This window comes from Terrabacter tumescens (genome assembly GCF_014646815.1).
Taxonomy (GTDB): Bacteria; Actinomycetota; Actinomycetes; order Actinomycetales; family Dermatophilaceae; genus Terrabacter; species Terrabacter tumescens.
The window spans coordinates 92,481-116,981 of sequence record NZ_BMNZ01000006.1; the positions used below are offsets into that span (position 1 = coordinate 92,481).

Sequence of the window (24,501 nt, forward strand, 5' to 3'; positions counted from 1 at the left end):
GCCCGGTCGGACGCCGCCTCAGATGTCAGGTCAGATGTCGGCGGAGTCGGCGGAGGCGCGAGCAGCCTTGCGGCGCTTGTTGATCGCGATGCGTGCCGCCATCGCCCGCTCGAAGGCGAGGTGCCAGAACCGGCTGATGACGAGCTCCCGCTCGCCCACCATCTCGACGACGTCGGCGCCGGCGCCGAGCTTGAACAGGAGGAGCCCCGTCAGCGGGCTCGTGGCACCGAGCGAGGTGTTGAAGCCGCGGAAGTCGTAGGCCTCGCAGCCGGCGGCCGCAGCGTCGCGCATCGCCTGCCACTGCAGCGCGTTGGAGGCGCGCGCGTCGCGGTTGCGCTCGGTGGAGCCGCCGTAGAGGTAGGAGAACGTGCGGCCGAAACGGATCATCAGGGCCGACGCGAGCACGTCGCCGTCGACGTGGGCCTCGTAGAAGCGGGCCGACACGGCGCCGCCACCGCCGCTGCCGCCCTCGCCCCGCTCGGAGTCGAACGAGCGGGCCATGACGTCGAAGTAGGACTTGGGGCGGGGCAGGAAGTTGTCGCGCTCGGCCGACTCGACGTAGAGCGCGTGGAAGGTGTCGAGGCCCTCGGGACCGACCGTGCGCACCTGCACCCCGGCCTTCTCCGACTTCTTGACGTTGCGGCGCCACTGCTGGTTCATGCCCTTGAGCAGCTCGGCGTCGGTGCGGCCCCTCAGGTCGACGACGCAGAGCAGTCGGGGCTGGCCGACCGCGACGCCGTCGGCGCCCAGCGGGAGCCAGTGGTTGGCGTCCAGCCAGGCCTCGAGGCGGCGGGCGGCGGGGTTGTCGACGGCGGTCGGCAGGCTCGTGAAGCTGAGCAGGCCGTTCTCGACGACCTGCTTCTTGACCGGCTCACGGTCCCAGATGCGCGAGACGACGGGGTAGCCGAGACGGAGCGCGAACGCCTTGTTGGCCTTGGCCCAGTCGACGAGCGGGTCGATCCAGGCGGCCGGGTCGGTCGACACGACGTCCCACGGCAGACCCGGGCCCTCGGGCAGGTAGGCGTAGGAGCGGGACAGGCGCGGGATGGTGCGCGAGAGCACGAGACCGGCACCGACCCGGAGGCCGGAGGCGTCGAACCAGCCGAGGTGCGTGCGACGCCACCCCGCCTTGGCGCGGCCCCAGGCCGGGGTCTGGAGGAAGCTGCCCCCGAGCGCGAGGAGCGTCTCGACGGCCTCGTCGGCGCTGATCTCGCGAACCGTCAGCGGGCCGGCGACGGGCGCGGGCGAGTCGGTCGTCGACACAGGGGCAGGGCTCTGCTCGGTCATGGCGGACACCCTATCGGCGTGGGCTCAGTGCGCTGACCGCGCCACGTCGGCATCCGCGGCGGCGCCCGCGCGGGCCGTGCGGCGGATCCACCAGAGGCCGACGAGCGGGAGCACGAGGGGCACGTAGCCGTAGCCCTGACCGAAGTGCGACCACACGGTCTTCTCGGGGAAGGCTGCCTTGTCGGCGAGGCTCCAGGCCCCGACCGTGAGCACCCCGACGAGCTCGACCGTGAGCGCGATGGTCGCGAGGCGCACCGAGGCGCGGTCGCCGCGGGCCAGCCCGATGGTGGCCACGAGGTAGATGACGGCTGCCAGGGCCGACAGCAGGAACGGGACGGGCGCCCGGTCGAAGTACTCGACGATCTGCAGGATCGAGCGGCCGGTCGCCGCGAGCGCCAGCAGGCCGTAGACGGCCACGAGCAGGCGTCCGAAGCCGTGCCCGGTGTGCGGGCGCTCCGGGACGGCCTCCGGCGACGAGGACGAGGACGAGGACGGGGACGGGGACGGGGTCGGTTCAGGCATTGAGGCTCCAGACCTGTTGCAGGCGAGCGACGAGGATCGCCACGACGAGCGCGCCGCCGAGCACGACCGCCATGGCCCACTGCGTCTTCTCCTTGACGGCGATGACGACGCTGGCGGGGATGACGAGCAGCACGGTGAAGAGGTAGGCGATGAAGGTCGCCCGCTCGGCGCCGTCGGCGATGGCCGAGGCCTTGGTCAGGCCCACGACGAGCTGGACGAGCAGGGCCAGCTCGATGACGGCGCCGACGATGATGAGCGGGTCGTCGACGAGACGGCCCCGCAGGAGGTGGTGGGCGGCCAGCACGCCGAGCACGCCGCTGGCCACGAGGAGCACGACGGTCAGGGGTTGGAGCACGCGAGAAGCCTACGGCGTCAGCGCCGCCGTCCAGCACGCGCGTCGAGGGTCGGACCGCCCGGGCCGAGGGCGGACGTGGACGGTAGTTTCATCCGGACCACCAGCCGCCGTGCCAGAGGAGCAGCCGTGCCGAACCGCCCCATCGCTGTCGACCGCGCGGCCGGGGTCCTCGTGGGCGAGGCCTGCGGCGACGCCCTCGGCGTCCCCTACGAGATGGCGGCCCCACCCGTCGGCGAGGCCGTCATGAAGGGTGGCGGGCTCGGCCCGTACGACCCGGGTGAGTGGAGCGACGACACGCAGATGACCCTGTGCATCGCCCGGGTGGCGGCCCAGGGCGTCGACCTCGCCTCCGCCGAGGGGCTGGACGCCGTCGCCGAGGCGTTCACGGCGTGGCTCGACGGGGGCGCCACCGATGTCGGGACCCAGACGCGGCACGTCCTGACCGAGGCGAAGCAGCTCCCGGGCGCTCCGCACGAGCGCCTCACCCGCGCGAGCGAGGCCCTGCACGAGCGCACCGGGCTGACGGCCGGCAACGGCGCGCTCATGCGTACCTCCATCGTCGGCATCTCGGCTCTCGGGGACCGGGAGGCCACCGCGCGGGCTGCCCGAGCCATCGCCCTGCTCACCCACGCCGACCCGCTGGCCGGCGACTCGGCCGTGCTGTGGTCCGAGGCGATCAGGGTCGCGGTCACGGAGGGCCGTCTCGACCTGGCCGCGGGCCTCGACCTCGTCAGTCCCGCCCACGTCGGCCACTGGGGTGACTGGATCGAGGCGGCGACGGGTGCCGAGCCCGGCGGGTTCGGCGACAACGGCTTCACCGTGACGGCGCTGCAGGACGCCTGGGCCGCCATCACGACGACCGATCGTGGCGACGGCTCTGCCATGCACCTGCAGCGCGGCCTGCAGGCGGCCGTGCGCGCCGGCCACGACACCGACACCGTCGCGGCCATCGCCGGCTCGCTGCTCGGGGCGCGCTACGGCGTCTCGGCCGTGCCCACGCAGTGGCGTCGGATGGTGCACGGGTGGCCGGGGCTGCGCGCCCACGACCTCGTCGAGCTCGCGGTGTCGACATCCGGGGGCGGGCGACGGCACGGCGAGTGGCCGTCGGTCGCTTCCATGGGTGACCCGCAGATCCCCACCCTGGGCATCGCGCACCCCATCGACCCCGACATCGTGCTCGGCACCATCTCGGACCTCGGCCGGGTCCGCGAGCTCGACGTGCAGGCCATCGTCTCCCTCTGCGCGCTGGGCCTCGACGACATCCCGGCCGCGGGCATGACCGCGCGTGACCACATCGAGTTCTGGATCAACGACGAGAGCCAGGAGGAGACGAACCCCCACCTCGACTTCGTCCTCGACGACGTGTCGTCCGCGCTACGGCAGTTCCGGGCCGAGGGCAAGCGGGTCCTCGCGCACTGCCGACACGGTGTTCAGCGCACTCCCGCCGTGGCGCTTCGGTATGCCGTCGATCTCGGTGTCGCTCCCGAGCTCGCCGAGCGCTCGATCCGGGCCGCCCTGCCGGCCATCCGCGGTGAGGGCCGCCTGTGGGAGGTCGCGGCCCACGGGGCCTGACCGTCTCCGACGGCGCGCGCGGCCTTCTCCACGCCGGGTCGTCGCGCTAGGTTCCGGGCATGGGCGATCTCGACCACCGGCAGCTCGGTGTGGACCTCTACAACGCGACGTGGGACCTGTTGGGGCGTGATGACCGGTCGGCCGAGGAGGACGACGCGATGCTCGCCCGGGCCTACGCGTCCTTCCACCACTGGGGCCAGGTCGCGGGCGTGCGCCCGGAGAACGTCGGCCGCGGCCACTGGCTGTGCTCCCGCGTGCACGCGGTGCTCGGCCACGCGGACGCGGCCGCTCACCATGCCGCGCGCTACGTCGCGATCGCGCGCGCCGGGGACGTCGCCGACTGGGACCTCGCCGCGGCCCTCGAGGCCTCCGCCCGCGCCGCTGGGGTGGGCGGGGACTTCGACGCGGCGGAGCGCTTCGAGGCGGAGGAGCGCTTCGAGGCGGAGGCCCGGCAGGTCTGCGCTGATGTCAGCGACGCCGAGGACCGCGAGGTGGTCGAGGCCGACCTCGCCACCCTCCCCCGCCGTCCCTGATCGCGGCTGGGTCGAGCTTCATCAGACGGTCTTGGCCTCGTCGACGTAGCGGCACAGCGCGTTGACGGCGCGCAGCTCCTCCGGCGTGTGGACCTCGGCGTCGGTGAGCAACGGGCTGCCGACGATGACCGCCATGACCCTGGCCCGTGAGATGGCGACGTTGAGACGGTGCAGGTCGTAGAGGAACGAGACCCCGCGCGGGGCGAGCGCCGCCGTGGTGCTCGCCATCGAGTAGATGACCACCGCGCCCTGCTGGCCCTGGAACTTGTCGACCGTGCCGACCCGCGCACCGACCGGCAGCTCGGCGGCCAGGGTCGCGACGTGCGCGTTGTAGGGAGCCACGACGAGGATCTCGTCGAGGCCGATCTGCCGCGAGTCCCCTTCTGCCGTGGTCCAGCTGCCCCTCAGCAGGTCGTCGACGAGGTCGCGCACGACGAGTGCCTCCTGGCGGCTCGACTGCTCGCTCAGCACCTCGTGCTCGACCGGAACCCAGCGCAGGCCGTCGCCCGACAGCGCGCCCGGCGCCTCGACCGAGAGCCGCTCGCGCCCCGGCGCCGACTCGAGGCGGCCCTCGTAGGCGAGCTGCGAGACGAACGCCGTCAGGCTCGGGTGCATGCGATGCGTGCGGTCGAGGAAGACGCCCCGGTCGTCGGGGATGACGTCGTGGACGATCTCGTCGTCGGTGGTGCGGAGGTGGTCGAGCGCGGACACGCCTGACCCGTAGGGGTGGACCGCCTTGGTCGGCTGGGTCAGCTGCTGAGGGTCACCGAGCAGGACGAGCGAGCGCGCAGCCGGTGCAACGGCGACGGCGTTGGCGAGGGAGAACTGCCCGGCCTCGTCGATGACGAGCACGTCCACCGCGTCGACCATGTCGTCCCGCGACCAGAGCCAGGCCGTGCCGCCGACGAGGTTGGCCTCGCCGCTCGCGAGAGCGGCCGCGATGGCGCCGTTGTCGGAGGTGTGTCGGATCTGGGAGCCGGTGTCGTCCGGCTCGTCGCCCTCCTCGGCGTTGGTGCCGTCCTTGTGCCACGCGGGCCGAGCCACCTCGCCCAGCAGGTTGAGCACGACGGCGTGCGACTGCGCGGTGACCCCGATCCGCAGTCCCGAGTCGAGCAGCTCGCGGATGAGGGCCGAGCCGGCATACGTCTTGCCGGTGCCGGGCGGACCCTGGACCGCGAGCACCTCACCGTCCAGCGAGCGCCCGACCCGGACGACGACGTCCTTGGGCGTCTCCCCCTCCCGCGCGGCTAGCACGTCGCCGGCGGGCACGACACGCTCGATGAGCCGCGTCGCGAGGTTGGTGCCTCCGCCGAGCGCGAGCTCACCGGTGCGGGCGATGCTGGCCCGCAGCACCCCGTCCATGACCGGTCCCGGGCCGCCCAGCCCGCGCGGTCGCGGCGGGTCGAGCGACTTCTTCATCGACAGCTCGACCCAGCCCTCGACCGGGTCGAGGGCGACGACCTTGCCCACCGGGGCGTGGGTGTCGACGTCGGGGACGTACTTGCCGACCGACACCTTGCAGTCCTGCGGTGGGAACGGGTAGCGCCAGACCTTCGAGAGCTTGACGACCCTCATCTCCTCCGGCTCTCCGAGGTCACCGATCGCGGTGCCGTCCTCGACGAGCTCGGGCGTCTCGAGCTCCTTGTAACGGAAGAAGTCCCACCACTCGGGGCGCTTCTCGCGCCGGTGCCACCCGACGAGTCCGGCGAGCAGGTCGTGCCCCTCGTCGACGAGTCGCTCGGCGAGCGCGATCTCGGCGCGCTCCTCGTCGGAGATCTCGCGCAGCTGCTCCGGGACCGGACGCGACAGCGTGTGGCCGGACCGCTGGAGCTCGCCTCGCCGATGCTCGAGCCACTCGTGCAGGGCCAGCGTCGACCGGACGTCCTCCTCGTTGTAGCGACGGATGTCGTCGAGGATCGTCTGGTCGGCGGAGCCGTCGTCGCGGCCGGCCAGCCAGCGTTCGTACTCGACGACCGACGACAGGCCGTCGGCCACGCCCGCCCCGTCGGCGGATCGCGTGTGGCCCCAGTAGAACTCCTCGAGCTTCTTGATCGAGTAGGAGCCCTTGCTGATGCGCACCCCCTGGCGCACCACCGCGTAGAGGTCGACGAACACCTCGTGTCGCAGCAGCTGGTCGAGCTCGGCCTCGCGGGTGGCGTGCTGCCCGACGAGCCGCTTGAGCGCAGTGGTCTCGTACGGCGCGTAGTGGTAGACGTGCAGGCCGGGGTGCCGGCGCCACCGGTCGGTCAGCCAGTCGAGCAGGTCGGAGGTCAGGCGGCCCTCCTCGGCGAAGTCGTGGGCCCAGAACTCGACGAACTCGCCCTGGCGGGTCCAGATGCCGGCGAGGTACTCGCGCCCGGCACCGCCCTCGGCCCACGGGTCTCCCTCGAAGTCGAGGTAGACGTCACCCTCGTCGGGCTCGGGCAGCATCTGCAGGCCACGGCCCGGCTCGGGGTCGAGCAGCTCGTACTGCGCCTGACCCGTCTCGCGCTCGGCGAGCTGGAGGCGGGCCTGCTGGAGCAGCCGCCGGCGCGTCACGGTCGACAGGGCAGGCGCCAGCTGCTCCTCGCTGGAGTGCGCGAGCGACCGCAGGGTCGGGATGCCGAGGTCGACGAGGGCCGCGCGGTGGTCGGCGCGCATGCCCGCGACCTGGATGAGGTCGTCACGGTCGAGCCACTCCTGGGCGCACCGCTCCTTCCAGCGGCACTGCCCGCAGTGCTGCACCCGGGCCGACTCGGTCTCGCGCGGGCTCGCGATCGCGTCGAGCAGCTCGGCGCGGCGCCGGCGCGCGTAGGGCGCGACGTCGACGAGCCGCCACGGGTGTGACTCGGCGTCACCCGTGACGACGGTCAACCACTGCGGAGGGACGCCCTGGAGCAGCTCGAGGCGGGCGGCATACGTCGCCATCTGGAGCAGGGCCGGGACCTTGAGCCGACGGGCGAGTTTGGTGTCGGCGATGTCGTAGTGCCACGGACCCAGGTCGCTCGGCTCGTCAACGCGCAGCAGGAAGTCCGCGAGCCCGACCCAGTGACCGTCGTAGAACGTCGCTTGGTAGATGACGTCGACGCCGCGCCGCATGGCATCGACGGTGGCCGCCTCGGCCTCGGCGCCCCGCAGCCCGAGCGCCGCGAGGTCCTCGACGACGCGTCCTTCGGCGCGGAGCCGCTCGAGGTAGGCGCGCTCGTGCTCGAGCCCCTTGGCGAAGACGAGGTTGAGCGAGTCGTCGGTGCCGCTCGCACCGACGTCGGAACGACGCGCAGAACCGACGGCTGAGGCGTCGAGCGCCTCGAGGTCGAGGGTCGTGATGTGCGCGCACGCGACGTGCTTCGTCAGGTCCGTGGGACTCAGGACGAGGTGACCGTCGATGCGCTGCATGGAGCCGAGTATGCCGTCCGGCACCGACAGGGCCCTCGGCCGCCGTCCGCCTTCGCAGACCTCCAGACCGCCCTACGGTCCGGGCCCCGGGACGGGTTCTGCGAGTCGCCGCGCGGGACCGCCCCGGCGGGGATAGGTTGCACCCTGCGTGGCAGGCAAGTTCGGGGGCGAGCGTCCCTGCGCACGCGGTGCCTCGGCGTCGCGTGCGATCGGAGCTGCGCGAGGAGGATCTGTTGTCCGACAACACTCGGGGACCGCGGCGCTCGCGCCGTGGCGTGATGTGCACGGTGAGCGCCGGTGCCATCGCGGCGCTGGCAGCCACCAGCGTCGGGGCCACGCCGGTGTCGGCGAGCCCTGACCCGTCCGTCCGGCACCGCAGCGACCGCAGCGTGCCCGACCGCGTGACGGGAGCCGGCTCCCTCGGCCTCGGCACCCAGCGCATCTCCGCCGGCGACGTCGACCAGACGCTGCGCGCGGCCAAGGGGCCCGTCGACGTCATGATCGAGCTCGACGCCGCACCGGCGACCACGGCCTTCGGCCAGGCCCGTCCCCGAGGCCTCACCGCCGCGCGGGTGGCCGGCCGCGCGCAGACCTCCGCCGTCAAGAGCGCCCAGCGGTCGGTCGAGTCCCGTTTCGGCGCCGCCGCGACGAAGGCGCGCACGCTCTACCGCCTCCACACGGCATACGCAGGCATCGCCGTCCGCACGGACGCCTCCCACCTCGCGTCGCTCGCAGCGATCCCCGGTGTCAAGGCGATCCACCGGCTCACGCCCAAGCAGCCGACCAACAGCTCCTCCGTGCCCCTCATCGGCGCCCCCAAGGTGTGGCAGGCCCTGTCCCAGACCGGCAAGGGCGTGCGTGTCGGCATCATCGACACCGGCATCGACTACACCCACGCCGACTTCGGCGGTCCGGGGACCGTCGAGGCCTTCAAGGCGGCGGGCGCGTCCAACACCTTCACGCCGACCGCCAAGGTCGTCGGCGGCTACGACTTCGCGGGCGACGACTACAACGCCGACCCGAGCTCCGACACGTTCGACCCCGTGCCCCAGCCCGACGCCAACCCGCTCGACTGCAACGGGCACGGCTCGCACGTCGCCGGCACGACCGCCGGTCTGGGCGTCGCCTCCGACGGCAGCACGTGGACCGGCGGCTACGACAAGGACATCGACCCGGCGAGCCTCGAGATCGGCCCCGGCGTCGCGCCGGAGGCCAGCCTCTACGCCCTCAAGGTCTTCGGCTGCGACGGCTCGACCAACGTCGTCGGGCAGGCGCTCGACTGGGCGGCCGACCCGAACGGCGACGGCGACCTGTCCGACCACCTCGACGTCGTCAACATGTCGCTCGGCAGCTCGTACGGTTCGCCCCAGGACCCCGACGCCGTCGCCGCGAACAACCTCGCCGCGCTCGGCACCGTCGTCGTCGCCTCGATGGGCAACTCCGGCGACGTCTACGAGGTCGGCGGCTCCCCCGGCAACGCGCCGCGCGTGCTCGCCGTGGCCGCGTCCGACGACGGCAACGACGTCGTCGACGGCATCAGGGTCGACGCGCCCCCCGACATCGAGCCGGCCGACACCGTGGACGGCAAGCAGGACAACGTCTTCGGGGCGCTCAAGTCCGTCGACTACGACTGGGTGGGCAAGCCCGGCGTGAGCGACACCGCGGTGGCAGCCGTGGGCGACTGGTCCGCCGCGTCGTCCGCCACCAACAACACCGACGGCTGCGACCCCTACTCGGACGCCGACGCCGCCCGGATCGCCGGCAAGGTCGTCCTGCAGATGTGGCTCGACGGCAACGGCCGCCGCTGCGGCTCGATCGCCCGCGGCGCCAACGCCGAGGCGGCGGGCGCCGCCGGCATCATCTACGGCAGCGACGTGAACGCCTTCTCCGCCGGGGTCACCGGAAGCAAGGTCCTCCCGGCCATGCTCGTCGTCGACCAGGCCACCAAGGCGATCAAGGCCCAGCTCGACGCCTCCGCCGAGGTGCGCGTCACGATGACCAACGAGCTCCGCAACGCCGTCACCATCCGCAACCCCCGGGCGATCGACCAGCTGGCGGGCTTCTCCTCGCGGGGTGTCGGCGTGGCCGGCGGCGTCAAGCCAGACGTCACCGCCCCCGGTGTCACGACGTTCTCCGTGGCCGTCGGCACGGGCAACGAGGGCGTCGCCGAGAGCGGCACCTCGATGGCCTCGCCGCACGTGGCCGGTGAGGCCGCCCTCGTGCGCGGGTCGCACCCGTCGTGGACGGTCGAGGAGGTCAAGGCCTCGATCATGAACACCGCTACCCAGGACGTCTTCGTCGGTCCCGACCACACGGGCGACGTCTACGGGCCCGAGCGCGTGGGTGCCGGGCGGGTCGTTGCGGACGCCGCCGTGGACACCGGCACGCTCGCCTACGTGACCGAGGACAAGGGCGCCGTCAGCGTGTCCTTCGGTCCGGTCGCGGTGACCGCCCCGAGGCAGACCAGGACCAAGACGGTGCGCATCGTCAACAAACGTCCCCTGCAGCCGGCGTCGTACGTCCTGACCTACGACGCCGCGCACCCGACACCGGGCGTGACGTACACCTTCAACCCGTCCCAGATGCGCGTACCGGCGGGCGGTTCCGTCGACGTCCACATCACCGCGACCTTCACGCGGTCGGCCCTGCGGGCCGTCCCCGACCCGACGTCGGACCCCGACCCGATGGGGATCGACCTGGTGCGCAGCTACCGCGCCGACGCGAGCGGCCGCATGGTCCTCGAGCCCGTCCAGGGCACGCCGGGCGGCGAGCTGCGCGTGCCGGTGTGGTCGGCGCCGCGCGCGGCGTCCCGCATGTCGTCGCCCACGAGCACGACCGTCACGCACCAGGCCGGTATGCCGTCCGGCGTGGCCACCTCGACGCTGCCCCTCGTGGGCGTCGGCGTCGACCAGGGCGACGGCACGACGTCCTACGTCTCGTCGGTCTCGACGTTCCAGCTCCAGGGCACGAGCCCGCGCAAGGCGGCCTGCTCGCCCACCCGCGTGGTCGACTGCATCGGCACGCCCGACGACCTGGGGGCCGACCTGCGCTACGTCGGGGCCGCGTCGGACGCGCCGCTCGTCTCCGGGCTGGACCAGGCGACGCTGACCTTCGGCATCAACACCCACGGCCCGTGGCGCACGCCGGCGACCTCCACCGAGTTCGACGTCTTCCTCGACACGGACGCCGACGGCACCGCCGACGCCGCGGTCTACAACACCCGCCTGAGCCAGTCGGACGACTTCGACTACTTCGTGGCCGAGCTCGTCGACCTGCGACCGGGCGCCGGCCACGGCGACGTGCTCGACGACGCCCTCATCAACGGCATCGACGGGTCGTTCGACACGAACGTCTTCAACAGCGACTCGCTCGTCATGCCGGTCTCGGTCAAGGCGCTCCAGCAGGCCGGGCTCGTGACCGGGAGCGCGCCCAGGGTGCGCTACTGGGTCAGCTCGCTCGCGCAGGGCGTGGCGGTCGACACCGTCGGCTCGGCGGCGCGCCCGATGACGGTCAGCATCGCCTCCCCCGGTCTGATGGCCTACGGCGACTTCGGCACGCTGACGAGCACCGACCTGCCGGGCGAGAGGCTCGAGGTCCGGCGCGACGACGCCGCTGCCAGGGTCGACCGGCCGCAGGGTCTGCTCCTGCTGCACCACCTCAACAGCGACGGCTCCCGCGCCGTGGTCGTCACGGTGCGCACGACGTCGACGACGAAGCTCACGGCCAGCCCGACGAGCTTCACCCAGGGGGGCCGCACGGTCCTCACCGCGACGGTCTCGCCGTCGAGCGCCACCGGCAGCGTGACGTTCCGCAAGAACGGCGCCGTCCTCCGGACAGTCGCCCTCTCGGGTGGTAAGGCCCTCACGACCGTCACCGGACTCCCCCGGGGCACAGCGACATTCACCGCCACCTACAGCGGTGACAGCGGCGCAGCCGGCAGCACGTCGAGCGCGGTCAAGGTCACCGTCAGGGGCGTGGCGTCCGCCACGTCGCTGCGAGCCAGCAGTACGACCTACCGCTACGGCGGCCGGCCGACGCTGACCGCGACGGTCGCGCCGTCGACGGCCACCGGCACCGTCACCTTCCGTGACGGCTCACGGGTCATCGGCACGTCGACCCTCTCCAAGGGACGGGCCACCCTGCACGTCCCGGTCCTCTCGCGCGGCACGCACACCGTGACCGCGACCTACAACGGCTCGACGCGCTACGACCCGTCGGCCTCCTCGCGGGTGACGCTCCGCGTGAGCTGAGCGACCGCCCGCACCATCCCGACGACGTATGCCGTCCGGCCGACCTGGCCGGACGGCATACGTCGTCGTGGGGTGGGCGGTTCGGGCGGGGGCAGCAGGAAGGCGGCCCTCCGAGGAGGACCGCCTTGCTGCTCGGACCCGGGGGCCCGTGCTGGTGACCACGTCAGGGACGGTGGCCACCGACCCACTCACCGCAGGAGGCCGTTACCGACGTGGCGGCCCCACCACTTGCCAAGGCCCCAGGTGTCCCCGGCGAGCGTCGTGGCGAGAACCGCGATGCCCAGTGCCTCGATCCAGTGGCTGTCGAAGAGCGGGTTGGTGTAGGCGCCGGTGGTGCCGAGGGGGAACTCGGCGAGGTACATCAGCGCGAGGAGGACGGCACCTGCCATGGCGGCGAGCTTGAGGCCTGCGCCGGCGAGGAGGGCGATGCCGATGCCGAGGAGCCCGGCCATGAACAGCCAGTCGGCCCACGGGCCGGCGATGCTCTTGAAGAAGCCGGCGAAGGGGCCTTCGGCGTTCTTCATGAAGCCTTGGGCGGGCGTGCCGCCGTGGATCCAGGCCCTGGCCGACGGAGTCATGTAGCCGAGGCCGAACATCTTGTCGATGAAGGGCCAGAGGAAGGTGAAGCCGAGCACGATGCGGAGACCAGCGAGGAACTTACGAGCAACGGCCGAACGGACCACCTCCTCCTGGAAGGTGACGACGCCCCTGGTGGGGTCGTGCGGGCTGACTGGCGCCGTGGTTTGCGCGTGCGTGCCGCGAGGGATGGTGCTCATTGATCTCAACTCCAGAACTCGGTGTGTGTTCCGGCAGCTTCTCTGTCGGTACTACAAAGCGTAGTAGTGGGTTCCTGACAGGCGCTACACAATCGCGTGTGATCTAGGGGACAACCGTTCGCGGGGGGCGCGGCTGGGCCCGGAGAGCGCGAGTGAGCGCATCAGGGCGCGCGGCTCATCGCAGCCGGACGCATGGCCCGGGCGCCTCCCCTCCCGTCAGCGGCGGGCGCGGATGAGGGTCGGGACCTCGAACTCCCCTGGCGCGTCGGCGAGCTCGCGCACCAGCTCGGCGAGCGAGTCGAGCGACTTGCACACGGCGGCATACGACCCGTCGAGACGGATGGGGCGGCAGAGGATGCGGGTGCCGGCGTTGCGGATGACGATCTCGGTCTCCGGGGCGCGGTCGCTGTTGCAGTGCACGAGCAGGCCCGTCGGCAGGCCCATGGCGCTCGTGTAGGCCACGAGCTCCAGGTAGTCCCGCGAGGCGACGTAGCCGTCGGCGCCCATGGAGTACTTCGCGTCCCCGACGAGGACCACCTCGCTGCCGCGGCGCACGACGAGGTCCGGGGCCATGGTGAGCGCGCGCCCCTCGTCGAGCCAGACGTCCTCGTCGCGCTCGATGCGCATCTCGGGCGCGAGGCGCAGGTCGAGCTCCTGGGCGATCCAGCGCTGGAAGAGGTCGTCCATGTCGACCATGAGGCTGTTGGCCTGCTGGTCGCCCGCCTCGTGGCTCAGCGACATGGCCTGCAGCACGAGGCGACCGAGACGCATCGCGTCCTCGTAGTGCTCGTTGAGGCGCGTGATCGGAAGTGGCGCAGCGTGTTTCGTCGCCGGAGTGTCGGAGACGCCGTCGAAGCGCCCGAGGACCCGGAGCGCCTCGCGGCGCACGTGCGGGGCGAGCTGGGGCCAGCTGAGCATGGCCTGCAGGGTGCAGCGGAAGAGCTGGTTCTCGACGATGTCGGCGGTGAAGTCGTCGAAGCGGCACTGAGGCTCGGCCGCGCTCCAGGGGCGGCGGGCGAACTCCTCGACGAGGAGGCGGCCGCGGATGGTGCGCATGCGCTCCTCGCGCGGGACGTAGCCGTGCACGAGGCCGCGCATCGTCGCCGAGTCGATGAGCCGGATCGCGAAGTAGGCGACGCCGTCGATGAGCTCGTCGGTGTCGCTCCACGTGACGTGCTCATGGTCGAAGGCGTCCGGCGAGACGCCCGCGCCGAGCATCGCGAAGAAGTTGGTGACCGAGACCTTCGGCATGACGCGCACGACGAGGCCGGGGACGGCGAGCGCGCCGACCCAGCTCGTCGCACCGATGGTGACGACGTCGGGGTCGGCCGTCGCGTGGATGACGAGCCGCTCCCCCGCAGCCGCGACGAGGGCCGCGCGCGTCTCCCGGGTGAGCCGGACGGGCCCCGAACGTCCGTGCTCGGGGATCGGGGCGAGCTCGATCGTCATCGGAGGGTCAGCTCCACGGTCACGGCCTCGTGAGGTCGAACTGGCCGTAGCGTGCCCGGACGTTCTCCCAACGGAACTGGGCCAGCTCGTGCTCGCGGCCGTAGAGCTGGTCCTCGATGAAGGGGTAGACGTTGTAGTCCCAGATGCGGCGCAGGGTCGCCTCGTCGCCGTCGAGACCCGGGCGCATGAAGTAGCTGTGCCCGATCTGTAGGTGCGGCCCCCGGAGGGCGCGGCGCAGGTCCTCGTTGACGCGGTCGACGAGCTCGGCGACCCAGACCGGGCCGTCGTGCGCCTCGAGCCAGCGGCGCAGCAGGCCCTCCATGGGGCCGTCGTGCGGCATGAACGGCACGAAGTCGAAGCGTCGGCGCAGGGCGGCGTCGACGAGCGCGATCGAGCGGTCGGCGGTGTTCATCGTGCCGATGAAGTAGAGGTTCGGCGGCAGCTCGAAGCCCTCGTCGGGCCGGTAGCTCGTCTTGACCGAGTGCGAGCGGTACTCGAGGAGGAAGAGCAGCTCACCGAAGACGCGCGGGAGGTTCGCGCGGTTGATCTCGTCGATGATCATGATGTGCGGCGTCAGCGGGTCGGCCTCGGCCGCCTCGGCGAGGAGGGCGAGAGGTCCCTTGCGCAGCTCGTAGACCATCTGGCCCTGGTGGTCGATCTGCGGGCGGAAGCCCTCGAAGAAGTCCTCGTAGCTGCTGCTCGGGTGGAATTGGACGATGTCGCGCTTGGCCGGGTCGGGCTGCAGGGCGGCCGCGAAGCGCTGCGCGAGGTAGGTCTTGCCGGTGCCGGGAGGGCCGTAGAAGATGACCTGCTTCTTCTCCTCGAGCAGGCCTTGGATCTCGCGGAGGAAGTCCTCCTCGATGAGCAGCTCCTGGGCGGCCTCGCCGAGCGCGTCGTGGTCGGGCATGAGCGCCTTGTCGGAGCGGCGCATGAGCCAGTAGGCGAGTTGCGCCTGACCCCACGGGTCGTCCGGGAGCAGCGGGTCGAGGGTCTGCTTGAGCAGGGCGTTGGTCTCGACGTGCGTGCGGCCACGGGACTTACCGTCGGTCCAGCGCGCCGGGCCGCCGAGGCGGCCGAGCATGGCGATCTTGCCCGAGTCGCCGCTGAGGGCGAAGAGCGGCAGCCAGTGCTCCGGGTGGGCGATCGCGAAGAGCTTGAGCACGACGCTCTCGCCGAAGCCCTGGACGGGCACGTCGTCGGAGCCGAGGACGCGGTTGATCCGCTCCTCGTCACGGCCCTCGCCCCACAGGAGGTCGCGGACCATGACGCGCAGCTCGTCGATGCCGCCGGCGTCGAGGGCGTTGATGCTGCTGATGAGCACGGACTGGGCGCCGATGTCGCCGTAGCCCCGCGTCGACACGATCCGCTTGAAGGTCGGCAGGTCGAAGTCCTCGAGCCCCTCGCGGGAGAGGCAGGCTGCGAAGACGCGACGCTGCTCCTGGTGCCACGCGTCGCGCTCGCTCGGGTAGGGGCGCTCCGTCTTGAAGATCTCGACCTCGGTGTCGAGGTCGACCATGGCGGCGAGCTCGAGGCTCGGGTCGTCGAGCGGACCGCGTTGGCTCGAGGTCATGAATCGCAGCAGCGGCGTCAGCGCGCGGGCGGTCGTGATGATGTCGTCGGCGAAGTCGGCGCGGCCTACGGCCTCCTCGCCCTTCCACCAGCGACCGACGAACGTCTCGCCCCCGGGGTACTCGCGGCCGACCGGCTCGAGCCGGTCGGTGCGGCCGTCCTCGTGCACGCGCAGGAAGCTGAGGCCGCGGGGCAGGTGCTCCTGGACGATGGTGCCGACCTCGCGGTGCTGCTGGTCGGACTCGCCCTCCCAGCCGCCGTGCAGGCCGAACGCGACACCGGCCGCGGTGACCCAGAGGCGGAAGCCCGGGGCGCCGGCGCCGCCGACGAGGATCCACGCGGCATACAGGTCGGAGCGGTAGGCGGCGTCCTCGCCCGCGTGCTGCTGCAGCGCGAGCGTGGGCGCCTCGAGGTAGAGGCCGGTCTCGGCGGAGAGCCGCTCGATGAGGCTGTCGGAGATGTGGTCGGCCTCGCCGCGCAGCTGGCGGGCGAGGTCGGCGGCGCGCTCCTCGCGCCTGGCGTCGCCGTAGCCCGTCGACGCGCGGAAGTCCGCCGCGATCTCGGCGGCCTCGACGCACACGTCGAGCGCCTTGGGGGCGATACCGACGAACGCCTCGGTCTCCTTGAGGTACCAGAGGATGCGCGCGGCGTACTTCGGGTCCTCGGGGCGCAGGGCCGCACAGAGGTCGGCGAAGGCGACGTAGCGCTCCGCATGGCTGAGGCCGCGCTCGAGCCAGCCGAGGCGCTGGAGCATGTGCGGAGCGTTCTCCCACATGAGCGGCCACTCGCCGCCGTCGTCGGTCGACCAGAAGAGCGAGAGCACGTATGCCGTGTGGCCCGGTCCCGGGGCGCGCTGGCCACGCGAGCCGCCGCGGGCCAGGAAGGCCTCCATGGCCTGGAGCTTGTCGGCGGCGTCCTGGGGGGACGCAGGGGTCTGGAGGGCGAGCTTGAGCAGGCCGACGACCTCGGCGTACTCCTCCTCGGCCCGGCGCACGAGCGCCGCGAGCCACGGGCCGCCCACGGGACCGAACCCGACGTAGGGGCCGTCCTTGCGCGTCCACTGGTTCATCGCCTCCTTGAAGGCGACGAGGTCGCTGGAGGCCACGAGGTCCGCGAGGATCTCGCGCAGCTCGCCGTTTCGGGCGCTCCGCTCGGAGTCGAGCTCGGCGAAGAGGGCCTGCGCGTCCTTGTCCGCCTCCGCAGCCCGCTCGATGAGGGCGTACTTGGCGCGCCAACGCTTGACGTCGACGGTGTCAGTGCGAGACATGAGGCTCCTTGCACGCCCACTTCTAGGGCGCATAGCTACTGCGCGCGTGGAGGTGCGAGCAGGACCGCGAGAAGGTTACCTGCCAGTCGCCCATGCTTCGAAACTCATGGAGGTGGCGCCATCGACCCCCAGGAATCGCAGCGTCGAACGGCCCCTGACGGCAGCGAATCGCCACCATTGTCACCCACGATCCTCAACGTTCGGTGCCCGGGGTGCCTGTGGATGACCGGCCACGCTCGGGATGCGGGTGCTGGAGGATGCCCGTAGGTTTCCAACGGGGAACGAAGGGCACGAAACGCTCTTGAGACCATGCAACCGCACGATGATCGACGATCGACAGGGGACGCCGATGACCGCCGCCGCACGCCCACACCGACCACTTCTTGCGTATGCCGCTGCCTCCGTCGCGCTCGCGACGCTCGGCGCGTGCTCGGGCGGGGACCCCGGCCCCGCGGACACGACCGCTCCCCCGGCGAGCTCCTCGGCCAGCAGCTCATCGATCCCACCCACGACGACCACCTCGGCCGCCCCAAGCCCCACGCCGTCCGTCGATCCCATGATCGCCAAGATCCCGGCCGCAGCCCGCCCCCAGACACAAGCAGGAGCTGAAGCGTTCTCGCGCTTCTACATGGAGCAGGTCAACCGTTCATTCGTTCAGGGGGACCCAGCGCCGCTGAACGGACTTGCGTCCGGTTCGTGCTCAGTCTGCGGAGAACTGAGCAGTTCCGCCAAGGAGTTGCGAGATAAGGGCCGTCACCACCAAGGACTCTCGATCGAAGTGACGTCTGCGTCGGCGAACAGGTATGACAAAGAGGTTCGGTCTGTTCTGGTTTCGATCGAGCAACACCGAGTCCCCATAGTTGACATGGATGGTGTGACCGTTGATCACACCAGCGCAGACAAGGGAGCCTTTTTGGCTACCTTAAAATTCGATGGTCGTTGGCAGATCGCTCGCTTGCAGGTCGCCAAATGAAGGTGATCGCCCGGGCTGTCGTGGCCATTCTGGGCTGCGCCACGATAGGAATTTTGACGCCCCTTGCAGCCCAGGCTGGATGTGACAAATCAGTACTTAAGACCTGCGCGACCAATGAGCAGGCGGCGACGCTCCTGACGCGAGAACAAGTCCTCGCGCTAGAGAAGTTTCCGGGCGACACCGGCGGACAGATAGTTGAGGTTCGACCAAAGGAAGCCCCTGTATACCAATACATGTCTTTGAACGATTGCCTGCCCGCCCGGCCAGGCACTGCGTCGGAGCAAGTCACTTGCACGCATGCCCTCAGGGATTGTCCGCCTGAGGAACTCGGACCACTTCTCCGGATCTGGCGGCGGACGATGGAGGCTGGCGTTGAGATCGAACCCTGGAGCCCCCGGGGCTTAACTTGCGCATCCGATGTCGCGCCTGGAGCGAGACCGACACTCACCATGGCCGACCTCAAAGGTCAGTTCATGCGCACACCGTGGTCAAAGCCGCAGATCTCGAGCCAGCCGGCCGGGAACACCACCCTCGTGAACCTGCGCACCTTCTACAAGGTCAACTGGTCGGGCGCGGGTTTCCAGCCGGGCGAGGTCGACAGGTCCGTGCTTCGGGGAATCCCGGTGCAGATCCGTCCCAAGCTGATCGGGTTCACCTATCTGTTCGGGGACGGATCGACCGTTGGGCCGACGACCTCCACCGGCGGCGTCTACCCCGACGGCGACATCACGCACGTCTACCGGTCCAAGGGAGAGTTCCCCGTGCGGGTCGACACGACGTTCGGAGCCGACTACAGCCTCGACGGCTCGACCTGGGACGAGATTCCCTCCACCGTCACCGTGCCGGGCCCGTCGACGACGGTGACGGTGCGTGAGGCGAAGGGCGTGCTCGTCAACCACTGACGCCGACGCCCACGAGGCGGCAGGTAGGCGACGCCGCTCAGACGGCGGTGCCGCCCCGCTCCTTCTTCGGCTTCTTGGGCGGCTCGGGTTCGTCGTCGAAGGTCAGCTCGCCCTGCTCGTGTCGTGCCGCTGACTGACTGACGCCCGCGACGTCTCCCGTAGAGGACGAGTCGCTGGCTTGGCCCGCAGCCGCGGACTGCTGCGCCTCGACGTGCCCGTCGACCTCGGCGACCTCGGCGGGGTTGCCGACTCCGGCCAGGTCACCGTTCGGAGTGGCATCGACGACCGGCGGGACGTCCTCCTCGGACTCGGCACCAGGATCCGACGCCTCCACCGCAGATGCTGGCATGAGGGCGTCCTCGTCCTGCGCGTCCCGGTCCCACTCCTCCGCAGCGCCCGGCGCCTCCGAGGGCTCGGTGTGCGACCCGCCGAAGCGGCTCGCGTTGTCCGCGTCGTCCTCGCCTTCCTCGCCGTCCTCGTCGTCCACGGCCGAGTCGGCAGCCTCGGAGGTCTGCGAGATCTCGGGAGCCTCGGCCGCCAGGACACCAGCCCCAGCCGCGGCGGCCAGGTCCGCGCCACCGGCGACGCCGACCGCTCCCGCGACGGGCTCCCCCGGTGAGACCACCGGGGTGAGGTCGGGCTCGGCCGCTTCCACATCGGCCGCGCCGTCGTCCACGGACACGGTCCGGGTGACGCGCTTGACGGTGAGGAACCACGTGATCGCGGCGCCGAGGACGAACGCGAGGAGCATCAGCAGCCACTTCATCGCGCGCCCCCTGCACCGTCGACACGCACGAGACCGGCGAAGGCCTCGTCCTCGGACCTCGCCGGCACGAGACGACCAGCCAGCGCGATCGCCACGAGCGAGCCCACGACGAAACCGACGATGCTCCACAGGAAGACGCTCCAGAAGCCGCTGTCGCTGCGCCCGACGAAACCGAGCAGAACGGTCACGACGAGGAGGGCCGTCCACCAGGCACCGCCGATGCCCTGCCGGTACGAGCGCGTCACGGGCTGCCCACTGCTGGGGGCGTGCTGGGCCATCGGTCCTCCGAGGGGTCAGGACGACGTCGCCGCGGTCGCGACCACGGCTTGGACGCTACCCCGACCACCCCTGCGGAGCGAGGGAACGCCACGGCATCTTCCCCACGCCGTGGCCTTCTCCTCGCCCCACCTCAGGCCGCCGCGCAGTCCCCCTCTGCCGGCAGCACGGCCACGTCGTCCAGTGCCGCGATCGCCACGGCGTGCAGCGTGAATCCAGCACCGCGACAGGCTCCTTCGAACGCCGCTCGCAGATCGCGGTCACGCGGCGTGGGGGTCACCCGTCCGGGCCGCGCGATGACCATGACGACGTCGCGCACGTCGTGGCGCGAGACCTCCGTCAGCAGCAGGCGGACACCGTCGAGCACCTCGCCGACATCCATGCGGCGCGGCTCGTCGGGCAGGCAGATCGGCTGGAGCAGGTGCCGGTTGGGGTGACACAGCAGCAGGTAGATGGCCCCGTCTGATCGCGACTGCTCCGTCACGATGAGGTCGACCACCCCCTCGAAGACGTCGGGGTCGGTGATCGGTCGTTGGGCCCAGTCCCGGGGCAGCTCGTCGAAGCGCATGCCACGAGGATGGCTGCGACCGGTGACAGTGGGTGCGCGTTGTCCACACGCGTTAGCGTGGACGCCTGCCCGGGTCGTGGAGGCCGCGGGCACGCGAGAGGAGGCCGTCGTCATGGAGCGTCCTGCCGCCCGGACCGCCACCGACCTCCTCCTCGCGTATGCCGCGGGCTCCCTCTCGCCCGTCGACGTCGTCCGCGACGTGGCCGAGGTCGTCGCTTCGCGCGAGCCGACCCTCAACGCCTTCCACGTCCACGACCTCGACGCCGCCCACGAAGAGGCCGAGGCCAGTGAGCGCCGCTGGCGGGACGGCATACCTCAGGGTCCCCTCGACGGCATCCCGGCCACTGTCAAGGAGAACCTCGGCCGCGCGGGCGTCCCGATGCCCCTCGGCAATGCCGGGGTGACCCCGGTGGTGCCGGTGCGCAGCTGTCCCGTCGTCGAGCGCCTCGAGGAAGCGGGGGCGATCCTGCTCGGCTCGACGGTGATGCCGGACTGGGGCATGCTCAGCTCCGGCGTCTCCAGCCTGCACGGGATCACGCGCTCCCCGTGGGACGAGTCCCTGACGACCGGCGGCTCCAGCTCCGGCGCCGGCGCTGCTGCCGCGGCCGGCTACGGACCGCTCCACGTCGGCACCGACATCGGCGGCTCGATCCGCCTCCCGGGCACGTGGCTCGGCCTCACCACGCTCAAGCCCAGCGCCGGACGGGTCCCGCTCGACGTGCCCTACCTAGGTCGCGTGGCCGGGCCGATCACGCGCAGCGCCGACGACGCAGCACTGCTCCTCTCGGTCATCAGCCGCCCCGACGCCCGGGACTGGACGAGCCTGCCGCCCGAGGTCCTGCCCTCCACCCCAGACGTACTCGACCCAGTAGGCCTGCGCGTCGGACTCCACCTGGACGCGGGCTGCGGCCTCCCCGTCGATCCGGACGTCCGGACGGCCGTGGAGGAGGCTGCCGCCGTCTTCGCGGACGCCGGCGCCGTGGTGACGCCGCTCGAGCCCTTCCTGCGCCAGTCCTGGCTCGAGGACCTCGACCAGTTCTGGCGGGTCCGCTCCCTCGTGGACCTCGACGCACTGCCCGCCGCGGCTCAGGAGCGCGTGCTGCCCTTCATCCGCCGCTGGGCCGAGGGCGCTCGCAAGGTCGACGGCGTCGACGTGCTGCGCGACTACACGAGCATCATGGCGATCCAGCAGGCCACGGTCGCGGCGACCGAGCGCTACGACCTCGTGCTCTCACCCGTCGCCCCGATGCCGGCCTTCCCGGCCGAGTGGCCGATGCCGTGGGGTGACGGCGATGCGGCCATGCCCCACATCGGCTTCACCGCCCCCTACAACCTGTCGGGGCAGCCGGCGGGCACGACGAACTGCGGCTTCACCGCCGACGGCCGCACGATCGGCGTCCAGGTGTCGGGTCGCCGCTTCGACGACGTCGGCGTGCTCGCCGCCCTCGCCTGGTTCGAGGCGCACCGGTCCGAGGCCATGCTCCCCAGGTGGCCGATCCGATCCTGACCGCCCCGTCCGCGTGCCCCGCGCGCGGCTCGCCGCCGGTGCACGGCAGAATGCGTGGCTCGGTGTGTCGTCGACCAGCAGGAGAACAGCCGCAGTGAACGTGCAGGTGAAGGTGCCGTCGATCGAGCGTCGAATCGCGGAGGAGCTCGGCGTCCGCGACGGACAGGTGACCGCGGCCGTGGGCCTGCTCGACGGTGGCTCGACCGTCCCGTTCGTGGCGCGCTACCGCAAGGAGGTCACCGGCGGGCTCGACGACGCCCAGCTGCGCACGCTCGAGGAGCGGCTCGGCTACCTCCGTGAGCTCGAGGAGCGGCGCGCTGCCGTGCTCGCATCCGTCGAGGAGCAGGGCAAGCTCGACGACGCCCTCCGCGGCCAGATCATGGCCGCCGAGACCAAGGCGCGCCTCGAGGACATCTACCTCCCGTTCAAACCCAAGCGCCGGACCAAGGCCCAGATCGCCCGCGAGGCGGGACTCGAGCCGCTCGCCGAGCTGCTGCTCAGCTCCCCCGACACCGAGCCCACCGCTGCTGCAGCGGGATTCGTCGACTCCGACCGCGAGGTGGCCGACGCTGCCGCTGCCCTCGAGGGCGCCCGGGCCATCCTCGTCGAGCGCTTCGCCGAGGACGCCGACCTCATCGGCGACCTGCGCGACCGCGTCTGGAAGCAGGGCCACGTCGGTTCCCGCGTGCGCTCGGGCAAGGAGGAGGAGGGCGCGAAGTTCTCCGACTACTTCGACTTCTCCGAGCCCCTCTCCAAGCTGCCGTCCCACCGCATCCTCGCCCTGTTCCGCGGCGAGAAGGAGGACGTCCTCTCCGTCGAGATCCACCCCGACGACCCCGCGGCCGAGCAGCAGCCCGGCCCCACGGCATACGAACGCGCCATCGCGCGGCGCTTCGGCATCGAGAACCACGACCGGCCGGCCGACGAGTGGCTCGCCGGGACCGTGCGCTGGGCGTGGCGCACGAAGATCCTCGTCCACCTCGGGATCGACGCCCGGATGCAGCTGCGCCGGGCGGCCGAGGAGGAGGCCGTACGCGTCTTCGCCGCCAACCTGCGCGACCTGCTGCTCGCGGCCCCGGCGGGGGCGCGCGCCACGATGGGCCTCGACCCGGGCTTCCGCACCGGCGTCAAGGTCGCCGTCGTCGACGGCACCGGCCGCGTCGTCGCCACCGAGGTGATCTACCCGCACGTCCCCCAGAACCAGTGGGACCGCTCGCTCGCGACCCTCGCGCGGCTCGCCAAGGAGCACTCCGTCGACCTCATCGCCATCGGCAACGGCACGGCGTCACGTGAGACGGACCGCCTGGTGGCCGACCTCATCAAGGCGCACCCGGAGCTGAAGCTGACGTCGGCCGTCGTGTCCGAGGCCGGCGCCTCGGTCTACTCCGCGTCGGCGTTCGCGTCGCAGGAGCTGCCGGGCATGGACGTGTCGCTGCGCGGGGCCGTCTCGATCGCCCGCCGCCTGCAGGACCCGCTCGCCGAGCTCGTCAAGATCGACCCGAAGTCGATCGGCGTCGGGCAGTACCAGCACGACATCAGCCAGACCGCGCTCTCCCGCTCCCTCGACGCCGTCGTCGAGGACTGCGTCAACGCTGTCGGCGTCGACGTCAACACGGCCTCGGCTCCCCTGCTGACGCGTGTCTCGGGCATCACCCCCGGGCTCGCCGACAGCATCGTCGCCCACCGTGACGCCGCCGGCCCGTTCCGCACGCGCAAGGCCCTCAAGGACGTGCCGCGGCTCGGGCCCAAGGCCTTCGAGCAGGCCGCCGGCTTCCTCCGCATCCCCGGAGGTGACGACCCGCTCGACGCGTCCGCCGTGCACCCGGAGGCCTACCCGGTCGTGCGCCGCATGCTCGAGTCGACCGGACAGAAGCTGACGACCCTCATCGGCAACACCACTGCGCTGCAGTCGATCCGGCCCGCCGACTACGTCGACGAGACGTTCGGACTGCCGACCGTCACCGACATCATCAGCGAGCTCGACAAGCCGGGTCGCGACCCGCGACCGACGTTCAAGACGGCGACCTTCAAGGAGGGTGTCGAGGAGATCAAGCACCTCAAGCCGGGGATGACGCTCGAGGGAGTCGTCACCAACGTCGCAGCTTTCGGGGCCTTCATCGACATCGGTGTGCACCAGGACGGCCTCGCCCACGTCTCCGCCCTGTCGAAGAACTTCGTCCGCGACCCGCGCGAGGTCGTGAAGCCCGGTGACGTCGTCATGGTGAAGGTCCTCGACGTCGACGTCCCGCGCAAGCGCATCTCGCTCACCCTCCGCCTCGACGACGAGGTGACGCCCGGCGGCTCCAAGGAGCGCGGCCAGGGCGCAGCCGGGCAGGCGCGTGGCGGCCGTGAGGGTCAGTCACGTGGCGGTCAGTCGCGGGGCGGTCAGCAGCGTGGCAACCAGGGCTCGTCGGGGCAGGGCAACCGGCCCCGTCGGGACGAGGCACCGGCCAACAGCGCCATGGCTGACGCGCTGCGCCGGGCGGGCTTCACCGGCTGAGGTCCGGGCCGGAGGCCGCGACCTCACCCGCCGGCAGCCCATCGGGTCTCCGGC

Annotated in this window: 17 protein-coding genes; 7 read left to right on the plus strand and 10 right to left on the minus strand. The window is 71.6% G+C overall.

What is annotated here, in order from left to right:
* Positions 1–30: 30 nt before the first annotated feature.
* The 3 genes from IEY30_RS15720 to IEY30_RS15730 are packed head-to-tail and all read right to left on the minus strand — an operon-like array spanning position 31 to position 2,164.
* Positions 31–1,287, minus strand: a complete 1,257-nt coding sequence (locus IEY30_RS15720) for a lipid II:glycine glycyltransferase FemX (protein WP_052358695.1) — start codon at positions 1,285–1,287, stop codon at positions 31–33.
* A 24-nt stretch (positions 1,288–1,311) separates the two neighbouring features.
* Complete coding sequence (locus IEY30_RS15725; protein WP_030200068.1) at positions 1,312–1,809, minus strand: membrane protein; 498 nt, start codon at positions 1,807–1,809, stop codon at positions 1,312–1,314.
* Positions 1,802–2,164 (minus strand): hypothetical protein, encoded by a 363-nt coding sequence (locus tag IEY30_RS15730; protein ID WP_030200069.1) that lies wholly within the window; start codon positions 2,162–2,164, stop codon positions 1,802–1,804. Before IEY30_RS15730 ends, IEY30_RS15725 begins: the two co-directional genes overlap by 8 nt.
* A gap of 126 nt (positions 2,165–2,290) precedes the next feature.
* Between IEY30_RS15730 and IEY30_RS15735 the strand changes: the two genes are divergently transcribed.
* Positions 2,291–3,736, plus strand: coding sequence for an ADP-ribosylglycohydrolase family protein (locus tag IEY30_RS15735; RefSeq protein ID WP_188960157.1), 1,446 nt, complete (start codon positions 2,291–2,293; stop codon positions 3,734–3,736).
* A gap of 59 nt (positions 3,737–3,795) precedes the next feature.
* Positions 3,796–4,269, plus strand: coding sequence for a hypothetical protein (locus tag IEY30_RS15740; protein ID WP_043416984.1), 474 nt, complete (start codon positions 3,796–3,798; stop codon positions 4,267–4,269).
* A gap of 21 nt (positions 4,270–4,290) precedes the next feature.
* On the opposite strand, the gene IEY30_RS15745 is transcribed toward IEY30_RS15740, so the two are convergent.
* On the minus strand, positions 4,291–7,644 hold the full coding sequence (locus IEY30_RS15745) for a TM0106 family RecB-like putative nuclease (protein WP_030200074.1): 3,354 nt from the start codon (positions 7,642–7,644) through the stop codon (positions 4,291–4,293).
* Positions 7,645–7,877: 233 nt separating this feature from the next.
* Here IEY30_RS15745 and IEY30_RS15750 point away from each other — a divergent pair, with 233 nt between their 5' ends.
* Positions 7,878–11,894 (plus strand): S8 family serine peptidase, encoded by a 4,017-nt coding sequence (locus tag IEY30_RS15750; protein WP_156035369.1) that lies wholly within the window; start codon positions 7,878–7,880, stop codon positions 11,892–11,894.
* Positions 11,895–12,082: 188 nt separating this feature from the next.
* Here the strand turns inward: IEY30_RS15750 and IEY30_RS15755 are convergent, their stop codons facing one another.
* The 3 genes from IEY30_RS15755 to IEY30_RS21960 form a co-directional block, all read right to left on the minus strand.
* Entirely contained in the window at positions 12,083–12,670 is a 588-nt protein-coding gene (locus tag IEY30_RS15755) for a hypothetical protein (protein ID WP_030200077.1), read from the minus strand.
* Positions 12,671–12,886: 216 nt separating this feature from the next.
* Complete coding sequence (locus IEY30_RS15760) at positions 12,887–14,119, minus strand: McrC family protein (protein ID WP_030200080.1); 1,233 nt, start codon at positions 14,117–14,119, stop codon at positions 12,887–12,889.
* Between the two features lie 19 nt (positions 14,120–14,138).
* Positions 14,139–16,955 (minus strand): McrB family protein, encoded by a 2,817-nt coding sequence (locus IEY30_RS21960; protein ID WP_052358653.1) that lies wholly within the window; start codon positions 16,953–16,955, stop codon positions 14,139–14,141.
* A gap of 556 nt (positions 16,956–17,511) precedes the next feature.
* Here IEY30_RS21960 and IEY30_RS15770 point away from each other — a divergent pair.
* Entirely contained in the window at positions 17,512–17,928 is a 417-nt protein-coding gene (locus IEY30_RS15770) for a DUF6318 family protein (RefSeq protein WP_156035371.1), read from the plus strand.
* 449 nt (positions 17,929–18,377) lie between these two features.
* The gene (locus IEY30_RS15775; protein ID WP_030200084.1) at positions 18,378–18,830 is read left to right on the plus strand and encodes a hypothetical protein; all 453 of its coding nucleotides are present in this window, start codon (positions 18,378–18,380) and stop codon (positions 18,828–18,830) included.
* A gap of 37 nt (positions 18,831–18,867) precedes the next feature.
* Here IEY30_RS15775 and arfC read toward each other — a convergent pair whose 3' ends face one another.
* The 3 genes from arfC to IEY30_RS15790 all read right to left on the minus strand — a co-directional run bounded on the left by arfC (position 18,868) and on the right by IEY30_RS15790 (position 20,440).
* Positions 18,868–19,596: a channel accessory protein ArfC gene (gene arfC / locus IEY30_RS15780; protein WP_030200086.1), complete on the minus strand. Its 729-nt coding sequence runs from the start codon at positions 19,594–19,596 to the stop codon at positions 18,868–18,870.
* Positions 19,593–19,874 (minus strand): hypothetical protein, encoded by a 282-nt coding sequence (locus IEY30_RS15785; protein ID WP_030200088.1) that lies wholly within the window; start codon positions 19,872–19,874, stop codon positions 19,593–19,595. Before IEY30_RS15785 ends, arfC begins: the two co-directional genes overlap by 4 nt.
* 131 nt (positions 19,875–20,005) lie before the next feature.
* On the minus strand, positions 20,006–20,440 hold the full coding sequence (locus tag IEY30_RS15790; RefSeq protein WP_030200090.1) for a hypothetical protein: 435 nt from the start codon (positions 20,438–20,440) through the stop codon (positions 20,006–20,008).
* Between the two features lie 112 nt (positions 20,441–20,552).
* Here IEY30_RS15790 and IEY30_RS15795 point away from each other — a divergent pair, with 112 nt between their 5' ends.
* Both IEY30_RS15795 and IEY30_RS15800 read left to right on the plus strand, forming a co-directional pair.
* Positions 20,553–21,947 carry an amidase gene (locus tag IEY30_RS15795; RefSeq protein ID WP_030200091.1) on the plus strand — a complete coding sequence of 465 codons (1,395 nt, stop codon included), beginning with the start codon at positions 20,553–20,555 and terminating at the stop codon, positions 21,945–21,947.
* 94 nt (positions 21,948–22,041) lie between these two features.
* Positions 22,042–24,447 (plus strand): Tex family protein, encoded by a 2,406-nt coding sequence (locus tag IEY30_RS15800; RefSeq protein WP_030200094.1) that lies wholly within the window; start codon positions 22,042–22,044, stop codon positions 24,445–24,447.
* The last annotated feature ends 54 nt before the right edge of the window (positions 24,448–24,501 follow it).